Raw genomic sequence first — 15,190 nt, 5'->3', positions numbered from 1 at the left:
GTTATTGCGGAAACCCGTCCTCTATCGCTCCGGCACGAAGGCCTTCCCAAGCGATGCGGGCGTGTTGATCAACGTCGTGCGCCGATTATGAGAAATGATGATGAGAACCACAATAGTCGCGGCATAGGGCAGCATCGAAAGGAACTGCGCGGGAATTCCGAGACCGAAGGCCTGCGCGTGCAACTGCAGGATGGTGACCGCGCCGAAGAGATATCCGCCGGCAAAAACCCGCCATGGGCGCCAGGAGGCGAAAACGACAAGCGCCAGGGTGATCCAGCCGCGGCCGGCCGACATGTTCTCCGCCCATTGCGGCGTGTAGACGAGCGAGAGCTGCGCGCCGGCAAGACCGGCGCAGGCGCCGCCGAACATCACCGCCAGGTAACGCGTGCGGATGACACCGATGCCGAGGGTATGGGCCGACGTATGACTGTCGCCGATCGCCCTCAGTTTCAGCCCGGCCCGGCTGCGGAACAGGAACCAGCTGACGCCGATCACAAGTGCAATCGACAGATAGAAGATCAGATCCTGCCTGAACAGAACATGGCCGATGACGGGAATATCCGACAGGACGGGAATGACGATCTCTTCGAGGCGAATGCCGGGAACGCTGACATAGGGCTCGCCGAGCATGCCCGATGCGCCGAGGCCGAGAAGCGTAAGCGCCAGTCCCGTCGCCACCTGATTGGCCACCAGCGTCAGCGTCAGGAAGGCGAACAGCAGCGAGAACAGCGCACCCGCCGCTATGCCGCAGATAATCCCGACATAGGGCGAGCCCGACGTCTGCGCGCCGGCAAAAGCGGCGACTGCGCCCATAATCATCATGCCTTCGACGCCGAGGTTCAGAACGCCGGAGCGCTCCGTCACCAGTTCGCCGAGCGCGGCGATCACGAGCGGCGTCGAGGCAGTGATAACGGTCAGAAGAATGGCTTCGAAGATGCTCATGCTCCCACGCCCCTGACCCGCGACCAGACGATGCGGATTTTGTAGTAGATCAGCGTATCGCAGGAGAGCACGAAGAAGAGCAGCAGGCCCTGGAAGACGCGGGTGACCTTGTCGGAGACGCCAAGCGACAGCTGCGCCGCTTCGCCGCCGAGATAGGTCAGCGCCAGCACCAGGCCAGACGCGATGATGCCGAGCGGATTGAGCCGGCCCAGGAAGGCGACGATGATAGCGGTGAAGCCGTAGCCCGGCGAGATGGCGGGCTGCAGGTGGCCGATCGAACCGGAGACCTCAGAGATTCCGGCAAGGCCGGCAAGCGCGCCCGAGAAGAGGAAACTAAACCAGATCATCTTCTTCGACGAGAAGCCGGCAAAACGCCCTGCCCGCTCCGACTGGCCGAGGACGACGACCTCGAAACCTTTCAACGTAAAGCGCAGCATGAACCAGACGCCGATCGCCGCGATGATGGCGAAGATGAAGGCCCAATGAGCGCGGCCCGATTCTTCCCAGATCGCCGGCAGCACCGCCTCCGGCGCGAAATCGCGCGAAACAGGAAAGTTGAATCCCTTCGGATCGCGCCAGGCGCCCCGGACCAGCCAGTCGAGGAAAAGCTGGGCGACATAGACCAGCATCAGCGACGTCAGGATCTCATTCGTGTTGAAATGCGCCTTCAACAGCGCCGGAATGGCGGCAAAAAGGGCGCCGCCGAGCGCGCCGAGCAGCAGCATCAACGGCAGGACGAGAGGCGAATGCCAGTCGTAGAAGACGATCGGCAGATAGGAGCCGGTGATGGCGCCGATGGTGAACTGCCCCTCGGCGCCGATGTTCCAATTGTTCGAGCGGTAACTGACGGCAAGGCCGACGGCGATCAGGATCAGCGGTGCTGCCTTGATCGCCAGCTCGTGCAGCGACCAGACCTCGAGCAGCGGCTCGACGAAGAAGGCGTCCAGCGCCTCAACCGGATCCTTGCCGAGTGTAGAGAACATGATGGCGCCGAAGGCGAGCGTCAGGGCAAGCGCCAGGAGCGGCGAGACGAAAGCAAAGAGCTTCGAGACGTCGGGACGTTTTTCCAGTTCAATGCGCATGGGCAGTCTCCGCGGCCGAGCTGCCTTCATGCAGGCCGCCCATCAGCAGGCCGATCTTTTCGCGGGTCAGTTCGCCTGCCGGATAGGACCGGGAAAGGCGCCCTTCGGAGATGACGGCGATATCGGTTGCCACTTCGAAGATTTCGTCGAGGTCCTGGCTGATGACGACAACGGCGGAGCCGGCCTTTGCAAGATCGACGAGCGCCTGGCGGATGCGGGTTGCCGCCCCCGCATCGACGCCCCAGGTCGGCTGGTTGACGACGAGCACGGCCGGCTGGCGGTCGAGTTCGCGGCCGACGATGAATTTCTGCAGATTGCCGCCGGAGAGCGAGCCGGCGGCGGGATCGTCACCGCTCTTACGGACATCCATCGCTTCGGAAATGCGCCGCGCCGCAGACCTGACCGCGCCCTGCCGGATGATGCCGAGCGCGCCCAGAAAGGCTTTGCGATCCGACTGGCTGCGGGCCAGCACCAGATTGTCGGACAGCTTCATGGTGGAAACGGCAGCGTGCCCGTGCCGCTCCTCCGGCACGAAACCGGCGCCAAGCAGGCGACGCGCGGTAATGCCCTGAGTGCCCACCGACTTCTTGCGGATGATGATCGCTTCGGCTGAGGCAACCGGATACTCGCCCGACAGCGCGTCGAACAACTCGCTCTGGCCGTTGCCTGCGACCCCGGCAATCGCGAGGATTTCGCCCGCACGCACCGTCATGGAGACGTCGCGCAGCGGCATGGCAAAGGGCGTACGCGGGGAAACCGACAGGTTCGAAACGGCAAGCTGCACCTCGCCCCTGTCGCTGCGCTCGGGATGGGTGACCGTCGCCACTTCGCTGCCGACCATCATGCGGGCGAGCGAGGCCGGCGTTTCCTGCCTGGGATCGCAGGCGCCGGTCACCCGGCCATGGCGCAGCACGGTGGCGCGATCGCAGATGCGCTGCACCTCCTCCAGACGGTGGCTGATATAAAGAACCGAGCGCCCCTCGGCGCGCAACTTGAACAGCGTCTCGAACAGCCTGTCGGCCTCCTGCGGCGTCAGCACCGAGGTCGGTTCGTCGAGAATGATCAGCTTCGGATTCTGCAGCAGCGCCCGGACGATCTCGATGCGCTGGCGCTCGCCGACGGAAAGATCGGCGACATGGGCATGCGGATCGAGCGGCAGGCCGTAGGTGACCGACAGCGCCCTCGCCTCCTCGGCGATACGGTCGATCGGGATGGCGTCATCGAGCGATAGCGCGATGTTTTCGGCCACCGTGAGGGCCTCGAACAGCGAGAAATGCTGGAAGACCATGCCGATGCCGTGCTTGCGGGCTTCGCCCGGCGAGGCGATGACGACGGGACTGCCTTCCCAAAGGATCTGCCCGTGCGTCGGCTCGAGAACACCGAACAGCATCTTGACCAACGTGGACTTGCCTGCGCCATTTTCGCCGAGAAGCGCATGAATCTCGCCCGGCGCTATGTCGAGATCGATGTCATTGCAGGCGGCAAAGCCACCGAAGAACTTCGTCAGCTTCTGGACGGATAACAACGCACCGGGATCCGGCACATTCAATGCAGACACGTTCCCCTCATTTCTTCTGCCAACCGGTCCGTTCGGATCTCATGGAATCAGCAGCGTCGTTCCTGTCGTTTTTCTTGCTTCCAGATCCGCGTGAGCCTGTCCAACCTCACGCAGCGGATAGGTTTGGTTGACATTGATACGCACTTTGTTGCTTTGCACAACATCAAATAGCGCCTTTGCACTATCGTCCAATTCCTGACGCGTGGCGATATAGGTGAAGAGCGTCGGGCGCGTCGCAAAGAGCGACCCTTTCTGGGCCAGCATGGCGAGGGTGAAATTCTCGATCGGCCCGGAAGATTGGCCGAAGGAGGCAAAAAGGCCGCGCGTCTTCAGACAATCGAGCGACTGCGGAAAAGTATCGCGACCGATCGAATCATAGACGACATCGACACCCTTGCCGCCCGTTATCTCGCGGACGCGGCCGACGAAATCCTCGCTCTTATAGTTGATCACATGGTCGTAGCCGTGGGCGAGTGCCAGCTCGACCTTCTCCTTGGATCCAGCCGTGCCGATGACCGTGGCGCCGAGCGCCTTCGCCCACTGGCCCGCGATCAGACCGACTCCGCCGGCTGCGGCATGGAACAGAAGGACGGTCTGAGGGCCGACCTTGAAGGTGCGGTTCAAGAGATATTCGGCGGTCATGCCTTTCAGCATCATCGCTGCCGCCGTTTCGAGCTCGATGCCGTCAGGCACATGCACCAGATGGCGTGCCTCGATATTGCGCTCGGCGCTATAGGCGCCGTCGGCGCTGGCATAGGCGACCCGGTCGCCCGGTCTGAAATCGGTAACATCGGGGCCCACTGCCGTGACGGTGCCGGCGCCCTCCTTGCCGGTGACAAAGGGAAGGTGCGGTACCTTATAGGAGCCGTTGCGGAAGTAGACATCGATGAAGTTGAGGCCGATCGCCGCCTGCCGGATCTGCACCTCCCCGGCAGCGGGCTGGGGAAGATCGACTTCGACAAAGTCGAAGACATCAGGTCCGCCCGTCTTCGAAAATGAAACCGCCTGCGTTTTCGTCATCTTGGCTGTCCTTCAAGCTTCGCGTCCAAGGGCGGGGAAGAATTGCAGCACCGCGCCGATGACGTAAAGATAGAGCCCGGTCACAATGAAGAGAACGAGCGCCCATTGCGGCGTTTCGAAATGCATCAGCAGCGAATAGACGCCGAGCGCCGACCACAGGAAAAAGACGCCGAGATTGAGCGGGCGCAGTCTTTTCACTCTGACCGGATGGAGGAAATTGATCGGCAGGAAGGTCAGCACCACCGAAATCGTGACGACGGCGAGCGCCGTCGTCACGCTGGCATCGATGACGAACAGGGTGAAGACGATCATGTTCCAGACGACGGGAAAGCCGGAGAAGAAATACTCGTCGGTCTTCATGCCCATGTCGGCGTAATAGATGGCACTGGAGACGACGATCATGCCGGCGGCGGCGAAGGACCAGGGTTCGCCGATCATGCCGCTCTGGTAGAGCGCGAAGGCCGGCAGGAGCACATAGGTAACGTAATCGATGATATTGTCGAGCGTATCGCCCGACCAGTTCGGCAGCACCTCCTTGACACGCACCTTGCGTGCAATCGGCCCATCGATGCCATCGACCAGTAGAGCCAGACCCAGCCACCAGAACATGTCGATGAAGCGGTGCTCGGCGGCGGCGACCACGCCGAGGAAGGCGAGGAAGGAGCCGGAAGCCGTCAGGATATGAACGGAAAAGGCGCGCATTTCCGCGTAAGGAACACGCTTGTAATTAAAAATCTTCATAACCCCCCGACCGCCTGTCGCGCTCGCCCTGGCAAGCGTTTTTTATCGCCATCGTCACCTGACCCTGCTCCTGAATCGGGCTCGACGGCGTAGGTCTTTGTTGTCGCACCGCTTTTGCCGAAATCAGCATCCAATTGCGGCGCGCCGCTCTAATATGCATCCTTTGGCGGGCTTCGCCAGCGGGAAATATGACATTCCCCGCCAACCATTGAATCCTGACAGGGACACGCATATTTCCTTTCATAAGCGCTGCGTGGAATGGAATGCCTTTAATTCCGGCCGGATATGTAATATCTGCCTCGCATCCGATAAGTTCATCCGACGAAACGGGATCCTCTACCGCAATGAACGCGCCTGCAAAGACCGAAGACTTCGCATCGTCCATCCCCGCCGGCGTCTATGCCGAGACGGTGCTCAGCGTGACGCATTACACCAACCGGCTCTTCCGCTTCACGATGACCCGGCCGCAGGGCTTCCGTTTCCGTTCCGGCGAATTCGCGATGATCGGCCTGATGGTCGAGGGCAAGCCGGTCTTCCGCGCCTATTCGATCGCCAGCCCCGCCTGGGCCGAAGAACTCGAGTTCTTCTCCATCAAGGTGCCGGACGGTCCGCTCACCTCGCATCTTCAGGCGATCAAGCCGGGCGACCAGGTGCTGATGCGCAAGAAGCCGACGGGCACGCTGGTGCTCGATGCGCTGACGCCTGGCCGCCGCCTCTACATGTTTTCGACGGGAACCGGCGTTGCGCCTTTTGCCAGCCTGATCCGCGATCCCGAGACCTATGAAAAGTTCGAGGAAGTGATCCTCACCCATACGACGCGCGACGTCGCCGAGCTGAAATACGGTTTCGACCTCGTGCATGAGATCCATAATGACGAACTGCTGAAGGAAGTGGTCGGCGACAAGCTCCGTCATTATGCGACTGTTACGCGCGAGGATTTCGAATATCGCGGCCGCATCACCGACCTGATCTCTTCGGGCAAGCTGTTTACCGATCTCGGCGTGCCGCCGCTCGATCCGGCAATCGACCGCGGCATGATCTGCGGCTCCTCGGCCATGCTCAAGGACACCAAGGAACTGCTCGAAAAGGCCGGCCTCAACGAAGGCGCCAACAGCAAGCCCGCCGAATTCGTCATCGAGCGCGCTTTCGTCGGCTGAGACTCTTTCGAAAATCAAACTGCAAGCGGCTCCGGAGACGGGGCCGTTTTTATTTGCGGGCGAGATAGTCGATCAGTGCCGCCATTGCCGCATGCGCCTCATCCGGTCTGCCCCGCTGGATGGGCCGAATGACGGCTACATGCAGCGCGATGGCGCGGTCCATTCGCTCAGGGCTTGCGGTGGAATACCAGAGGCGACGCGAATGGGTCTGCACTGGGCCGAGCGCGGCCGTTATGAAGCCATTCGGACAGGCATCCTCGAGGATCTCGTCAAAGGTCTTGTCGGCGGCGAAGAAGCCGGTGAGATCGCCGGTGGCGGCGCATTTCTCCATCGCGTCGGCGCAATCGCCGAGGCGCTCGCGATGTTCGTCCGTGGCATTCTCGGCAGCGAGGCTTACCGCAATCGGCTCCAGCTCGCGGCGCACCTGCATGACATTGCCATGATCCTCCGGCGCGATCTCCACAACCTGCAGCCCGACCCGCGGCTTCACCAAAATCAGCCCCTGCCAAGCAAGCTTCTGGATCGCTTCGCGCACCGGCGTTCGCCCGTGGCCTGCCATATCGATCAGCTGCTTTTCGGTGACGAGTGCGCCGGGCTTCAGCGCCAGCGTCACGATCAGGTGCTCCAGCGCGAGATAGGCAAGATGGCTCTGTGACGTCTGCATGCCGACAATCCCGCCTCATACTGATATATCACATTGTGGCATGGTGAAGAATCGAAGACAAGGCGCCGCAAACATCCAAAGAGTGACAAAGCGGAGGCCGCGTGGCCGAACCGCGATCGTCATTCATGAAAGCTGCATTCTTGCAGGCGTCTATCGGAGCGCTCCTACTAAAGCTGCAGCGCAATTCGATCGCGCCGACCTTTTCACTCGTGCCGCAGCGCCTCGATCGGATTGAGCTGCGCTGCCCGCCTCGCCGGGAAATAGCCGAAGATCATGCCGATTGCGGCGGAGAAGAGGAAGGCGACGGCGACCATCATCGGGCTGAAGACGAAGGGGACTTTCAGGAGGGTGACCGCCACCAGACCGAGGCTCAGGCCGAGCACGATGCCGGTGATGCCGCCGAAGAGCGAGAGCGCCACCGCCTCGACCAGGAACTGAGTGAGCACCTGGTTTTCGAGCGCGCCGATCGCCAGGCGAATGCCGATTTCCCGAGTTCGTTCGGTGACGGAGACCAGCATGATGTTCATGATGCCGATGCCGCCGACGAGCAGGCTGATCGCTGCGACGGCGCCGAGCAGGCCGGTGAGCAGCGTCGTCGTCCCGGTCATCGCCTCGGCGATCTGCGTCATGTCGTTGACGTTGAAATCGTCCTGCCGGCCGGGAATGATCTTGCGGCGCTCACGCAGCAGATTTTCGACATCGGCCTGCACCTTGGCCGTGGACACACCGTCGCGCGCCGAAATGATGATCTGCGGCACGTTGCTGTTGCCGCTGATGCGCCGCTGGAACACCTTGACCGGCATGATGACGACGTCATCCTGGTCGGTGCCCATCCCGGACTGACCGCGCTTGGCGAGCACGCCGATGACCGGGCAGGAAACCTTGCCGACGCGGATCTGCTGACCGAGCGGGTCGCCGGCGCCGAAGAGCTGCGAGCGCACCGTCTCGCCGATGATGCAACGGGACTGGCCGCGCTCCTCGGCGGGGGTAAAAGTGCGGCCGAGCGCCAGATTCCAGTCCTGCGCGACGAAGTAGTCGTTGGTGGTGCCGTAGACACTGGTCGAATGGTTCTGACCGCCAAAAATCACCGTTGCCGTCGACTGGTTGAGCGGCGCCACCGCCCTCAAGCCGCCGATCTGGTCGCGGATGGCGGCGACATCCTTGACGCTGAAACGTTTGGCCTCGGAACTCGCCCGGCCGGGGCCGAACTGGCCGGGACGGACGAACAGCATGTTGGTGCCGAGCCGCGACAATTCGGTCGAGACCTGGGCGGTCGTGCCGTTGCCGATCGTCACCAGCGCGATGACTGCGGCAACGCCGATGACGACGCCAAGAACGGTGAGGAACGAACGCAGCATGTTGCGGCTGATGGCGCGCAGGGCGAGTTTCAGCGTCTCAAAGAACATGATCCGCCCTCCTGCGATGCTCCAGCTCCGTCTCCAGCTTGCCGTCGACGAAGCGCAGCAGCCGCTCGGCATAGGCGGCGATATCGGGCTCGTGCGTGACCATGACGATTGTGATGCCCTGCTCGCGATTCAATCGCGTCATCAGATCCATGATTTCGACGCTGGTCTTCGTGTCGAGATTGCCCGTCGGCTCGTCGGCGAGCAGCAGTGCCGGCTCGGTGACAATTGCGCGGGCGATGGCGACGCGCTGCTGCTGGCCGCCCGACAGCTCCTGCGTCTTGTGATGCTCGCGGCCGGACAGGCCAACCAGCGCCAGTGCCTCGCGCGCCCGTTCGCGCCGTTCGCGCACCGCCATGCCGCGATAGATCAGCGGCAGTTCGACATTCTCGACCGCCGAGGTGCGCGACAGAAGGTTGAAGCCTTGGAAGACGAAGCCCAGCATGTGGCGGCGCAACAGCGTCAGCTGACCACGGTCGAAGCCGATGGTCGGGATGCCCTGGAAGATGTAATCGCCCGATGTCGGCACATCGAGGCAGCCGAGAATGTTCATCGCCGTCGACTTGCCGGAGCCAGACGGCCCCATGATCGCGACGAATTCATGGGCATCGATCGCCAGATCGACATGGTCGAGCGCACGGATTGCGGCCTCGCCCGCGCCATAGATCTTCGAGACCTTCCTGAACTCGATGAGCGGCGGCATTGTCATCGTCTCTCCGCCTAGTTCGTCCGCACCGTGGCGTCGGTCACCAAGGCGTCATCTTCCTTGAGTTCGCCCGATACCACCTGGGTAAACTGGCCATCGGACGACCCGGCCTGGATGACGACGGGCGTGGCGCGGCCGTTGCGCAACACCCAGACGCGGCGCTGCGTTCCCGTCAGCACCTCACCGGAACTGCCGCCGCGCCGGCGTGGCGGCCCGAAGATCCCCAGAATACCGCGGCCGCGCCGTTCTGCCTGCGGCGGGGCATAACGCAGCGCCGAGTTCGGCACCATCAGCGTATCCTTGACGGCCTCGACGGTGATATCGGCGGTCGCGGTCATGCCGGGGCGCAGCAGCAGGTCGGCATTGTCGACCGAGAGGACCGCCTTATAGGTCACCACATTGTTGACCACTTCGGAGGCGAAGCGGATCTGCTCGATCTCGGCGGGGAAGGACCGGTCGGGATAGGCATCAACGGTAAACTTCGCCTTCTGGCCGACGGCGATCTTGCCGACGTCGGCCTCGTCGACATCGACCTGCAGCTCCATCTTCTTCAGATCGCCGGCGATGGTGAAGAGAATGGGCGCCGAAAGCGAGGCGGCGACGGTGGCGCCCGGATTGACGGAACGGGTGAGGATCACGCCGTCGATCGGCGAGACGATCTTTGCCTTGGCGAGATTGACTTCGGCAAGCTGCAGATCGGCCTCCGCGGCCAGCACCTCGGCTTCGTTGATCTGTTTGGCAGCGACGGCGGAATCATATTTGTAGGTGGCGTCGTCGAGGCTCTGCTGTGTGGACACATTGCTCCTGACCAGGCTCTTCAGCCGCTCGAGCGAGGTGCTCGCCGATTCGAGATCGGCATTGGCCTTGGCGACATTCGCCTTGGCCGAATTGACTTTGGCGCGCGAGCTCTTCACATCCGCCTCGAGCTTGTTGGTGTCGAGCAGCGCCAGCACGTCGCCCGCCTTGATCGTGCTGTTATAGTCGACGTTGACGTCACGGACGGTGCCGGAAAGTTCACTCGAGATGTCAACTTGCTCGGTCGGCTGCACCGAACCGGTGGCTGTGACAAGCACCGTCAGGTCGCCGCGTTTTGCCGGCTGCGTCGTGTAGCTCACCTCGCTTTGCCCCCGGCCGACATAGAAATAGGCGGCAGCTGCGGCGGCAACGAGGATGATCAGCAGAACCAGCAAACGCCCGCGCCAGCGGCCCCGCTTGTTCTGCCTTGCCGACGCGGCAAGTACCGCAGCGAGGTCGGGCGTCCCGCCGGCCTTTGCTCCGGTTTCTTCGCCGCTTACGATTTTGTTCATGTCATCCTCGATCAGTCAGTGGCCGCATCGGCCTGCAATGAAATAATCACACCGCAGATGAACCGGGAATTAGCGTTGCCGCCGAACTGGCACGGAATTGCGAACAGGTGAAATGAAATATTGGTAAGAAACCTCAAGTTTCAGACCGCGGAGCCTATAGCGCAAAAATCCCCAGCGTTTCGCGCTCCCGACAGGCAGAAATTGCCCACCGTTAATCGGGATCCTCGGTAAATTGCCCGGCACCCGGCAGCGGATGCAGCCAGGCTTCGCGCCGCTTGATCCACACTTCATGGTTCGGCTCAAGATCCGTCGGCGGACCGTCGAGAGAGCCGAGGCGGATTTCCACCGTCGCCTCCTGAAGGCAGAAGAGCCTGCTGCCGCAGGCGGGGCAAAAGCTGCGGCCGGCGAATGTGGCTATCTCGCCGCTATGGGAAAATGCCGGTCGGGGCCAGAGCGCAAAGAACACGAAGGCGGAACCACTCGATTTGCGGCAATCAGCGCAGTGGCAGAGGCCGACGCGAAGCGGCTCCCCTTCCACTCGGTAGGCGACCGCTCCGCAAAGGCAGCTTCCCGTTCTGATCCTCATTGACGGCCGTCAGGAGTCGAGCTTGGTTGGGAGGCCCGGCGGACGGCGCTTTGCCGCCATCAGCAGATCGAGTTCCGTGGCCGAGGGGCCAAATTTGTCATAGAGGCGCTTGGCCTCCTTGTCGTCCAACCGGTATTTTCTGGCAAATTCGCTCATGCTGTAGGGGCGGCCACGCAACACTCTTCGCGCCGGGGTCGCCGTTTTCGGTGCGTCGGTCATGGTTTTCTCCTTTCATCAGCTTCCCTGTAAGTTAGAGCGGCCCATCTATTTGAAAAGACTCGAGCGGCCTCGGCAGGGCCATCAACCGAAGCGGATGCGGCTGATTTTCCTGGAACCTTTTTGCCGAGAGACGGTTTTCGAAGCGAGGCTGCGGGCCGCGCCACGCGGACGCGGCGGCGCTGGAGAACATCGGGATTTTTCCGCTTTCTCCCGATGGCCAACGAACTGGCAGGCGAGCTCCCTACCCGCCCGGTCCGCTACCTCATCCTCATTCCGGCGAGATCACGAAATGTTAAAATGCGGAACGCATGCGCCGGGGCGAGGTTGTCAAGACGAGGTCGACGTGGCCTCAGTTCAAAACCAAGGAGAAACCAAATGGCAAACCAAGGTGGAACCCATGAACAGCACGTCAAGGCTGGGCAGCAGAGTCACAAGAATGACTCCAATACCCGCAGCGCCTCTTCAGGCGGCCGCGACGCGCAGTCCAGCGGAACCCGCGGCGGCAGCCATGAGCAGCATGTAAAGGCTGGTCAACAAAGCCACAAGAACAGCCACTAAAGCTGTCATGACATGACACTCGGCCCGCGCCCTCCATTCCGGCGCGGGCTTTTTGTTTCAAGTTAAACGCCGGCCGTCCTCACCGAAGAGGTGCAGAACCTCGGGATCGAGATGGAGCGGCAGGCTGTCGCCGGATTTCATCTGCTGCTGGCCAGCAAAGACGGCGATTAGCTTCTTGCCGGCGGCTTCGGTATGGACGACGGTTTCAGATCCCAGTTCCTCGACAAGGGTGATCCGCGTGTCCAGCCTGCCTGCGGCGGCTGCATCGGCGAGACTGATGTGTTGTGGCCGTATGCCGATGCTGACCCTTTCGCCTGCCGGACGCACCTCTCTGGCAATGACGGAAAGACGGTGGCCGCCGACGGTTTCGACTTGCACGAAACCACCCTCGTGACCGACGATCGAGGCTTCCAGGAAATTCATGTGCGGCGCGCCGATGAAGCCGGCGACGAAGCGGTTGGCGGGTTTGTTGTAGAGTTCCAGGGGTGTTCCCACCTGCTCGATCCTGCCGCCTCTCAGCACGACGATGCGGTTTGCGAGCGTCATCGCCTCGACCTGATCATGGGTGACGTAGATCATCGTCGCCTTCAGGCGAGCGTGGAGCGCGGCGAGTTCGGCGCGCATGCTCACCCGGAGCTCGGCGTCAAGATTGGAGAGTGGCTCATCGAGCAGGAAGGCATCCGGCCGGCGGACGATGGCGCGGCCGATCGCGACGCGCTGGCGCTGGCCGCCGGAGAGCTGGCCGGGGCGGCGCTGCAGAAACGGCTCGATCTCCAGCATCCGGGCGGCATCAGCGATGCGGGCTTCGATCTCGGCCTTGGCCACCTTGGTGTTCTCCAAGCCGAAGGCAAGGTTTTCGCGCACGCTCATATGCGGATAGAGCGCATAGGACTGGAAGACCATGGCAAGGCCGCGGTCGGCCGCGCCGATCGCGGTGACGTCCTTGCCGTCGATGGCGATGCTGCCGCCTGTGGGCTTGTCGAGGCCGGCGATCAGGCGCAGCAACGTCGATTTTCCACACCCGGACGGGCCGACGAAAGCGACGAACTCGCCGTCATTGACCGCAAGCGAGACATCGCGGATGACCTCGACGGCGCCGAAATTCTTGACGATGTTCCTGAGCTCGAGTCCGCTCATGCACTCTCCTGTTTCATATTATTTCAGCCCCGAGCCGGCGATACCAGTCGTGATGAAGCGCTGCAGGAAGACGAAGATCAGCACAACCGGGATCATCGAGACGACGGTCATGGCGAGGATATAGTGCCATTGCACATTGAGCTCGCCGGCATAGACGTTGAGGCCGACCTGCAGCGTGTAGAGTTCCTTGCGCGACAGCACGATCAGCGGCCAGAGGAAGTCGTTCCAGCGCCAGACCACCGAGAAGATCGCCAGCACCGCCAGCGCCGGCGCCGACAGCGGCAGGATGATGCGCCAGTAGATCTGCCATTCGCTGGCCTTGTCCATGCGCGCGGCGTCGATCAGTTCATCGGGGATCGTCAGCATGTATTGGCGGAGCAGGAAGACGCCCGTCGGCGTAGCGACGGTCGGCAGGATGACGCCCCAGAGGCTGTCGAAGAGATTCAAGCTGCCAATGACGGAATAGAGCGGCACGACGATGACCGAGAGCGGCACCATCAGCGTTGCCAGGATCATCAGCATAACGGCGGTGCGGCCGGGAAACTGGTATTTCGACAGCGCAAAGGCAGCCATCGAATTGACCAACAGGGTGATGGCCGTCGCCACCACCGTCACGAAGACCGAGTTGCGCAGGAACAGGAAGAAGTCGAAGCGCTGGAAAGGCTCGGTGTAGTTGTTGGTCGCGAATTCGACCTCACGCACCGGCGTGCGGTCCTTGATATTGACCTTGACGATTTCGCCCGGTTGTTTCGGATCGACCATCTGGCCCATGATACCGATGCGGCGGACTTCGGCGAGCACATGGGTGCTGCCATCCGGCATCGTCACATTATAGAGCGGCAAAGGCTTGTCGTAACCCGGCACCACGGCCTGCTCGGTGACGTAGGGCAGGACGGACGGCGGGAACTCGGCAAGAGCGGCTGGCGTCTTGAACGAGGAGAAGACCAGCCAGATGGCCGGGCCGAACATCAGGATGACGCCTGATACCAGCCAGATCCAAGTGACGACGTCGGTCCAGTGCCAGCCACGGCCGCGGCGGCGAAGCAGGAAGGTGGCGACGGCGCTCATAGACGTTTGCCCTTCTTCTCGTTGCGGCTGCTTGCGGCGAGCTGGACCAGCGTCAGGATGACGAGCACGATGCCCATCAGGATCGAGGCGGCCGAGGCGAGCCCCGGATTGCGCAGCGAACTGGCAAAGCCGGTCTCGTAAATGAACTGGGTGATGTACATGGTGCTGGTGCCCGGCCCGCCGCCGGTGAGCACGAAAACCTCGTCGAAGATCTGCACCGCGCGGATCAACGCCAGAACCAGGACGACAATGAGGTTCGGCATCAAGAGCGGCAGGGTAATGCGCCGGAAGATGCGGGTGGGGCTTGCCTTGTCCATTGCCGCTGCCTCATAGAGATCCCTCGGGATCGCCTGCAGGCCGGCGAGCAGGATCAGCGCATAAAAGCCCATATGCGCCCAGACCGAAACAAAGACGGCGAAGAAGAAGGCCCAGAAACGATCGCTGAGCCAGGAGAAGGGTTCGAAGCCGAAAGGACTTAGCGCATAGTTCAACAGGCCCTCGCGCTGAAGGATCCACTTCCAGATCAGGCCGACGACCACGGGCGACAGCAGCACCGGAAAGAAGAAGACGGCGCGCCAGAAGCCGCGATTGGAAAGTTCGCGGTTGAGGATCAACGCCGTTGCGAGTGCCGCGACCAGCATTGCCGAGACCTGGAAGACGACGAAGACGGCGGTGTTGCGCACGGCGGCCCAGAATGTGTCGGCAGCACAAGTCGAGGGGTCGAGATAGGAGCGGCAATCGAAGAGGATGCGGTACTGCTCAGCGCCGACATAAGTCCTGTTCGGCAGGAAGATGGCGCCGCCGCTCGTCGTCGAATAGATGAAGTTGATGACTAGCGGCAGGAGCACGAAGACGGAAAAGATCACCATGTTGGGCGCCAGAAAGACGCCCGCCATGCCGTTCAGCCCCGTCAGCTTCTGCCAGGCGCGCATGGGAATGTCGATCATCCCCATGACGAGCCGGACAGGCGCGCTGAGCGCCTGCCGCAGACCGGCTTTCGCCGGTGGTTCGGAAGAAACCGTCTTCTCCGCCATCCGCTCTT

16 protein-coding genes are annotated in these 15,190 nt (G+C 62.1%); 2 read left to right on the top strand and 14 right to left on the bottom strand.

Features of this window, described 5'->3' with window-relative positions; genetic code table 11:
• Positions 1-21: 21 nt before the first annotated feature.
• Genes AC13QO_RS14045 through pcsA form a run of 5 tightly spaced genes read right to left on the bottom strand, consistent with a single transcriptional unit; the run spans position 22 to position 5,343 of the window.
• Entirely contained in the window at positions 22-942 is a 921-nt protein-coding gene (locus AC13QO_RS14045; protein WP_285195422.1) for an ABC transporter permease, read from the bottom strand.
• The gene (locus tag AC13QO_RS14040) at positions 939-2,024 is read right to left on the bottom strand and encodes an ABC transporter permease (RefSeq protein ID WP_285195423.1); all 1,086 of its coding nucleotides are present in this window, start codon (positions 2,022-2,024) and stop codon (positions 939-941) included. Before AC13QO_RS14040 ends, AC13QO_RS14045 begins: the two co-directional genes overlap by 4 nt.
• Complete coding sequence (locus tag AC13QO_RS14035; RefSeq protein WP_488540911.1) at positions 2,014-3,582, bottom strand: ABC transporter ATP-binding protein; 1,569 nt, start codon at positions 3,580-3,582, stop codon at positions 2,014-2,016. The genes AC13QO_RS14040 and AC13QO_RS14035 overlap by 11 nt, the downstream gene beginning before the upstream one ends.
• 39 nt (positions 3,583-3,621) lie before the next feature.
• Positions 3,622-4,602, bottom strand: coding sequence for a quinone oxidoreductase family protein (locus AC13QO_RS14030; RefSeq protein WP_183703251.1), 981 nt, complete (start codon positions 4,600-4,602; stop codon positions 3,622-3,624).
• Positions 4,603-4,614: 12 nt separating this feature from the next.
• Complete coding sequence (gene pcsA, locus AC13QO_RS14025; RefSeq protein WP_488540910.1) at positions 4,615-5,343, bottom strand: phosphatidylcholine synthase; 729 nt, start codon at positions 5,341-5,343, stop codon at positions 4,615-4,617.
• Positions 5,344-5,687: 344 nt separating this feature from the next.
• On the opposite strand from pcsA, the gene AC13QO_RS14020 reads away from it, so the two are divergent.
• Positions 5,688-6,500: a ferredoxin--NADP reductase gene (locus tag AC13QO_RS14020; RefSeq protein ID WP_488540909.1), complete on the top strand. Its 813-nt coding sequence runs from the start codon at positions 5,688-5,690 to the stop codon at positions 6,498-6,500.
• Positions 6,501-6,549: 49 nt separating this feature from the next.
• Here the strand turns inward: AC13QO_RS14020 and AC13QO_RS14015 are convergent, their stop codons facing one another.
• The 6 genes from AC13QO_RS14015 to AC13QO_RS13990 all read right to left on the bottom strand — a co-directional run bounded on the left by AC13QO_RS14015 (position 6,550) and on the right by AC13QO_RS13990 (position 11,385).
• Entirely contained in the window at positions 6,550-7,164 is a 615-nt protein-coding gene (locus tag AC13QO_RS14015) for a GntR family transcriptional regulator (RefSeq protein WP_488540908.1), read from the bottom strand.
• Between the two features lie 203 nt (positions 7,165-7,367).
• On the bottom strand, positions 7,368-8,570 hold the full coding sequence (locus tag AC13QO_RS14010) for an ABC transporter permease (RefSeq protein ID WP_488540907.1): 1,203 nt from the start codon (positions 8,568-8,570) through the stop codon (positions 7,368-7,370).
• Entirely contained in the window at positions 8,560-9,276 is a 717-nt protein-coding gene (locus AC13QO_RS14005) for an ABC transporter ATP-binding protein (RefSeq protein ID WP_488540906.1), read from the bottom strand. Before AC13QO_RS14005 ends, AC13QO_RS14010 begins: the two co-directional genes overlap by 11 nt.
• An 11-nt stretch (positions 9,277-9,287) precedes the next feature.
• Positions 9,288-10,580 (bottom strand): efflux RND transporter periplasmic adaptor subunit, encoded by a 1,293-nt coding sequence (locus AC13QO_RS14000; RefSeq protein WP_488540905.1) that lies wholly within the window; start codon positions 10,578-10,580, stop codon positions 9,288-9,290.
• Positions 10,581-10,791: 211 nt separating this feature from the next.
• Positions 10,792-11,166 carry a GFA family protein gene (locus AC13QO_RS13995; protein ID WP_085778134.1) on the bottom strand — a complete coding sequence of 125 codons (375 nt, stop codon included), beginning with the start codon at positions 11,164-11,166 and terminating at the stop codon, positions 10,792-10,794.
• A 9-nt stretch (positions 11,167-11,175) separates the two neighbouring features.
• Entirely contained in the window at positions 11,176-11,385 is a 210-nt protein-coding gene (locus tag AC13QO_RS13990) for a hypothetical protein (protein WP_085778133.1), read from the bottom strand.
• A gap of 375 nt (positions 11,386-11,760) precedes the next feature.
• On the opposite strand from AC13QO_RS13990, the gene AC13QO_RS13985 reads away from it, so the two are divergent.
• Entirely contained in the window at positions 11,761-11,943 is a 183-nt protein-coding gene (locus tag AC13QO_RS13985) for a hypothetical protein (protein WP_004673791.1), read from the top strand.
• A gap of 57 nt (positions 11,944-12,000) precedes the next feature.
• Here AC13QO_RS13985 and AC13QO_RS13980 read toward each other — a convergent pair whose 3' ends face one another.
• Genes AC13QO_RS13980 through AC13QO_RS13970 form a run of 3 tightly spaced genes read right to left on the bottom strand, consistent with a single transcriptional unit; the run spans position 12,001 to position 15,182 of the window.
• Entirely contained in the window at positions 12,001-13,080 is a 1,080-nt protein-coding gene (locus tag AC13QO_RS13980) for an ABC transporter ATP-binding protein (RefSeq protein ID WP_488540904.1), read from the bottom strand.
• An 18-nt stretch (positions 13,081-13,098) separates the two neighbouring features.
• Positions 13,099-14,148, bottom strand: coding sequence for a carbohydrate ABC transporter permease (locus AC13QO_RS13975; protein ID WP_488540903.1), 1,050 nt, complete (start codon positions 14,146-14,148; stop codon positions 13,099-13,101).
• A complete protein-coding gene (locus AC13QO_RS13970) occupies positions 14,145-15,182 on the bottom strand; it encodes a carbohydrate ABC transporter permease (RefSeq protein ID WP_488540902.1) in 1,038 nt (345 codons plus the stop codon). The genes AC13QO_RS13975 and AC13QO_RS13970 overlap by 4 nt, the downstream gene beginning before the upstream one ends.
• Positions 15,183-15,190: the final 8 nt, after the last annotated feature.

This window comes from Rhizobium sp. CNPSo 3670 (assembly GCF_057784555.1).
This window is presented reverse-complemented; position numbering and strand designations above follow the sequence as displayed.

What these genes read in the sequence shown, in the direction of transcription:
- AC13QO_RS14045 (WP_285195422.1), bottom strand. Translation starts at nt 942, where the DNA reads ATGAGCATCTTCGAAGCCATTCTTCTGACCGTTATCACTGCCTCGACG.
- AC13QO_RS14040 (WP_285195423.1), bottom strand. Translation starts at nt 2,024, where the DNA reads ATGCGCATTGAACTGGAAAAACGTCCCGACGTCTCGAAGCTCTTTGCT.
- AC13QO_RS14030 (WP_183703251.1), bottom strand. Translation starts at nt 4,602, where the DNA reads ATGACGAAAACGCAGGCGGTTTCATTTTCGAAGACGGGCGGACCTGAT.
- pcsA (WP_488540910.1), bottom strand. Translation starts at nt 5,343, where the DNA reads ATGAAGATTTTTAATTACAAGCGTGTTCCTTACGCGGAAATGCGCGCC.
- AC13QO_RS14020 (WP_488540909.1), top strand. Translation starts at nt 5,688, where the DNA reads ATGAACGCGCCTGCAAAGACCGAAGACTTCGCATCGTCCATCCCCGCC.
- AC13QO_RS14015 (WP_488540908.1), bottom strand. Translation starts at nt 7,164, where the DNA reads ATGCAGACGTCACAGAGCCATCTTGCCTATCTCGCGCTGGAGCACCTG.
- AC13QO_RS14010 (WP_488540907.1), bottom strand. Translation starts at nt 8,570, where the DNA reads ATGTTCTTTGAGACGCTGAAACTCGCCCTGCGCGCCATCAGCCGCAAC.
- AC13QO_RS14005 (WP_488540906.1), bottom strand. Translation starts at nt 9,276, where the DNA reads ATGACAATGCCGCCGCTCATCGAGTTCAGGAAGGTCTCGAAGATCTAT.
- AC13QO_RS14000 (WP_488540905.1), bottom strand. Translation starts at nt 10,580, where the DNA reads ATGAACAAAATCGTAAGCGGCGAAGAAACCGGAGCAAAGGCCGGCGGG.
- AC13QO_RS13995 (WP_085778134.1), bottom strand. Translation starts at nt 11,166, where the DNA reads ATGAGGATCAGAACGGGAAGCTGCCTTTGCGGAGCGGTCGCCTACCGA.
- AC13QO_RS13990 (WP_085778133.1), bottom strand. Translation starts at nt 11,385, where the DNA reads ATGACCGACGCACCGAAAACGGCGACCCCGGCGCGAAGAGTGTTGCGT.
- AC13QO_RS13985 (WP_004673791.1), top strand. Translation starts at nt 11,761, where the DNA reads ATGGCAAACCAAGGTGGAACCCATGAACAGCACGTCAAGGCTGGGCAG.
- AC13QO_RS13980 (WP_488540904.1), bottom strand. Translation starts at nt 13,080, where the DNA reads ATGAGCGGACTCGAGCTCAGGAACATCGTCAAGAATTTCGGCGCCGTC.
- AC13QO_RS13975 (WP_488540903.1), bottom strand. Translation starts at nt 14,148, where the DNA reads ATGAGCGCCGTCGCCACCTTCCTGCTTCGCCGCCGCGGCCGTGGCTGG.
- AC13QO_RS13970 (WP_488540902.1), bottom strand. Translation starts at nt 15,182, where the DNA reads ATGGCGGAGAAGACGGTTTCTTCCGAACCACCGGCGAAAGCCGGTCTG.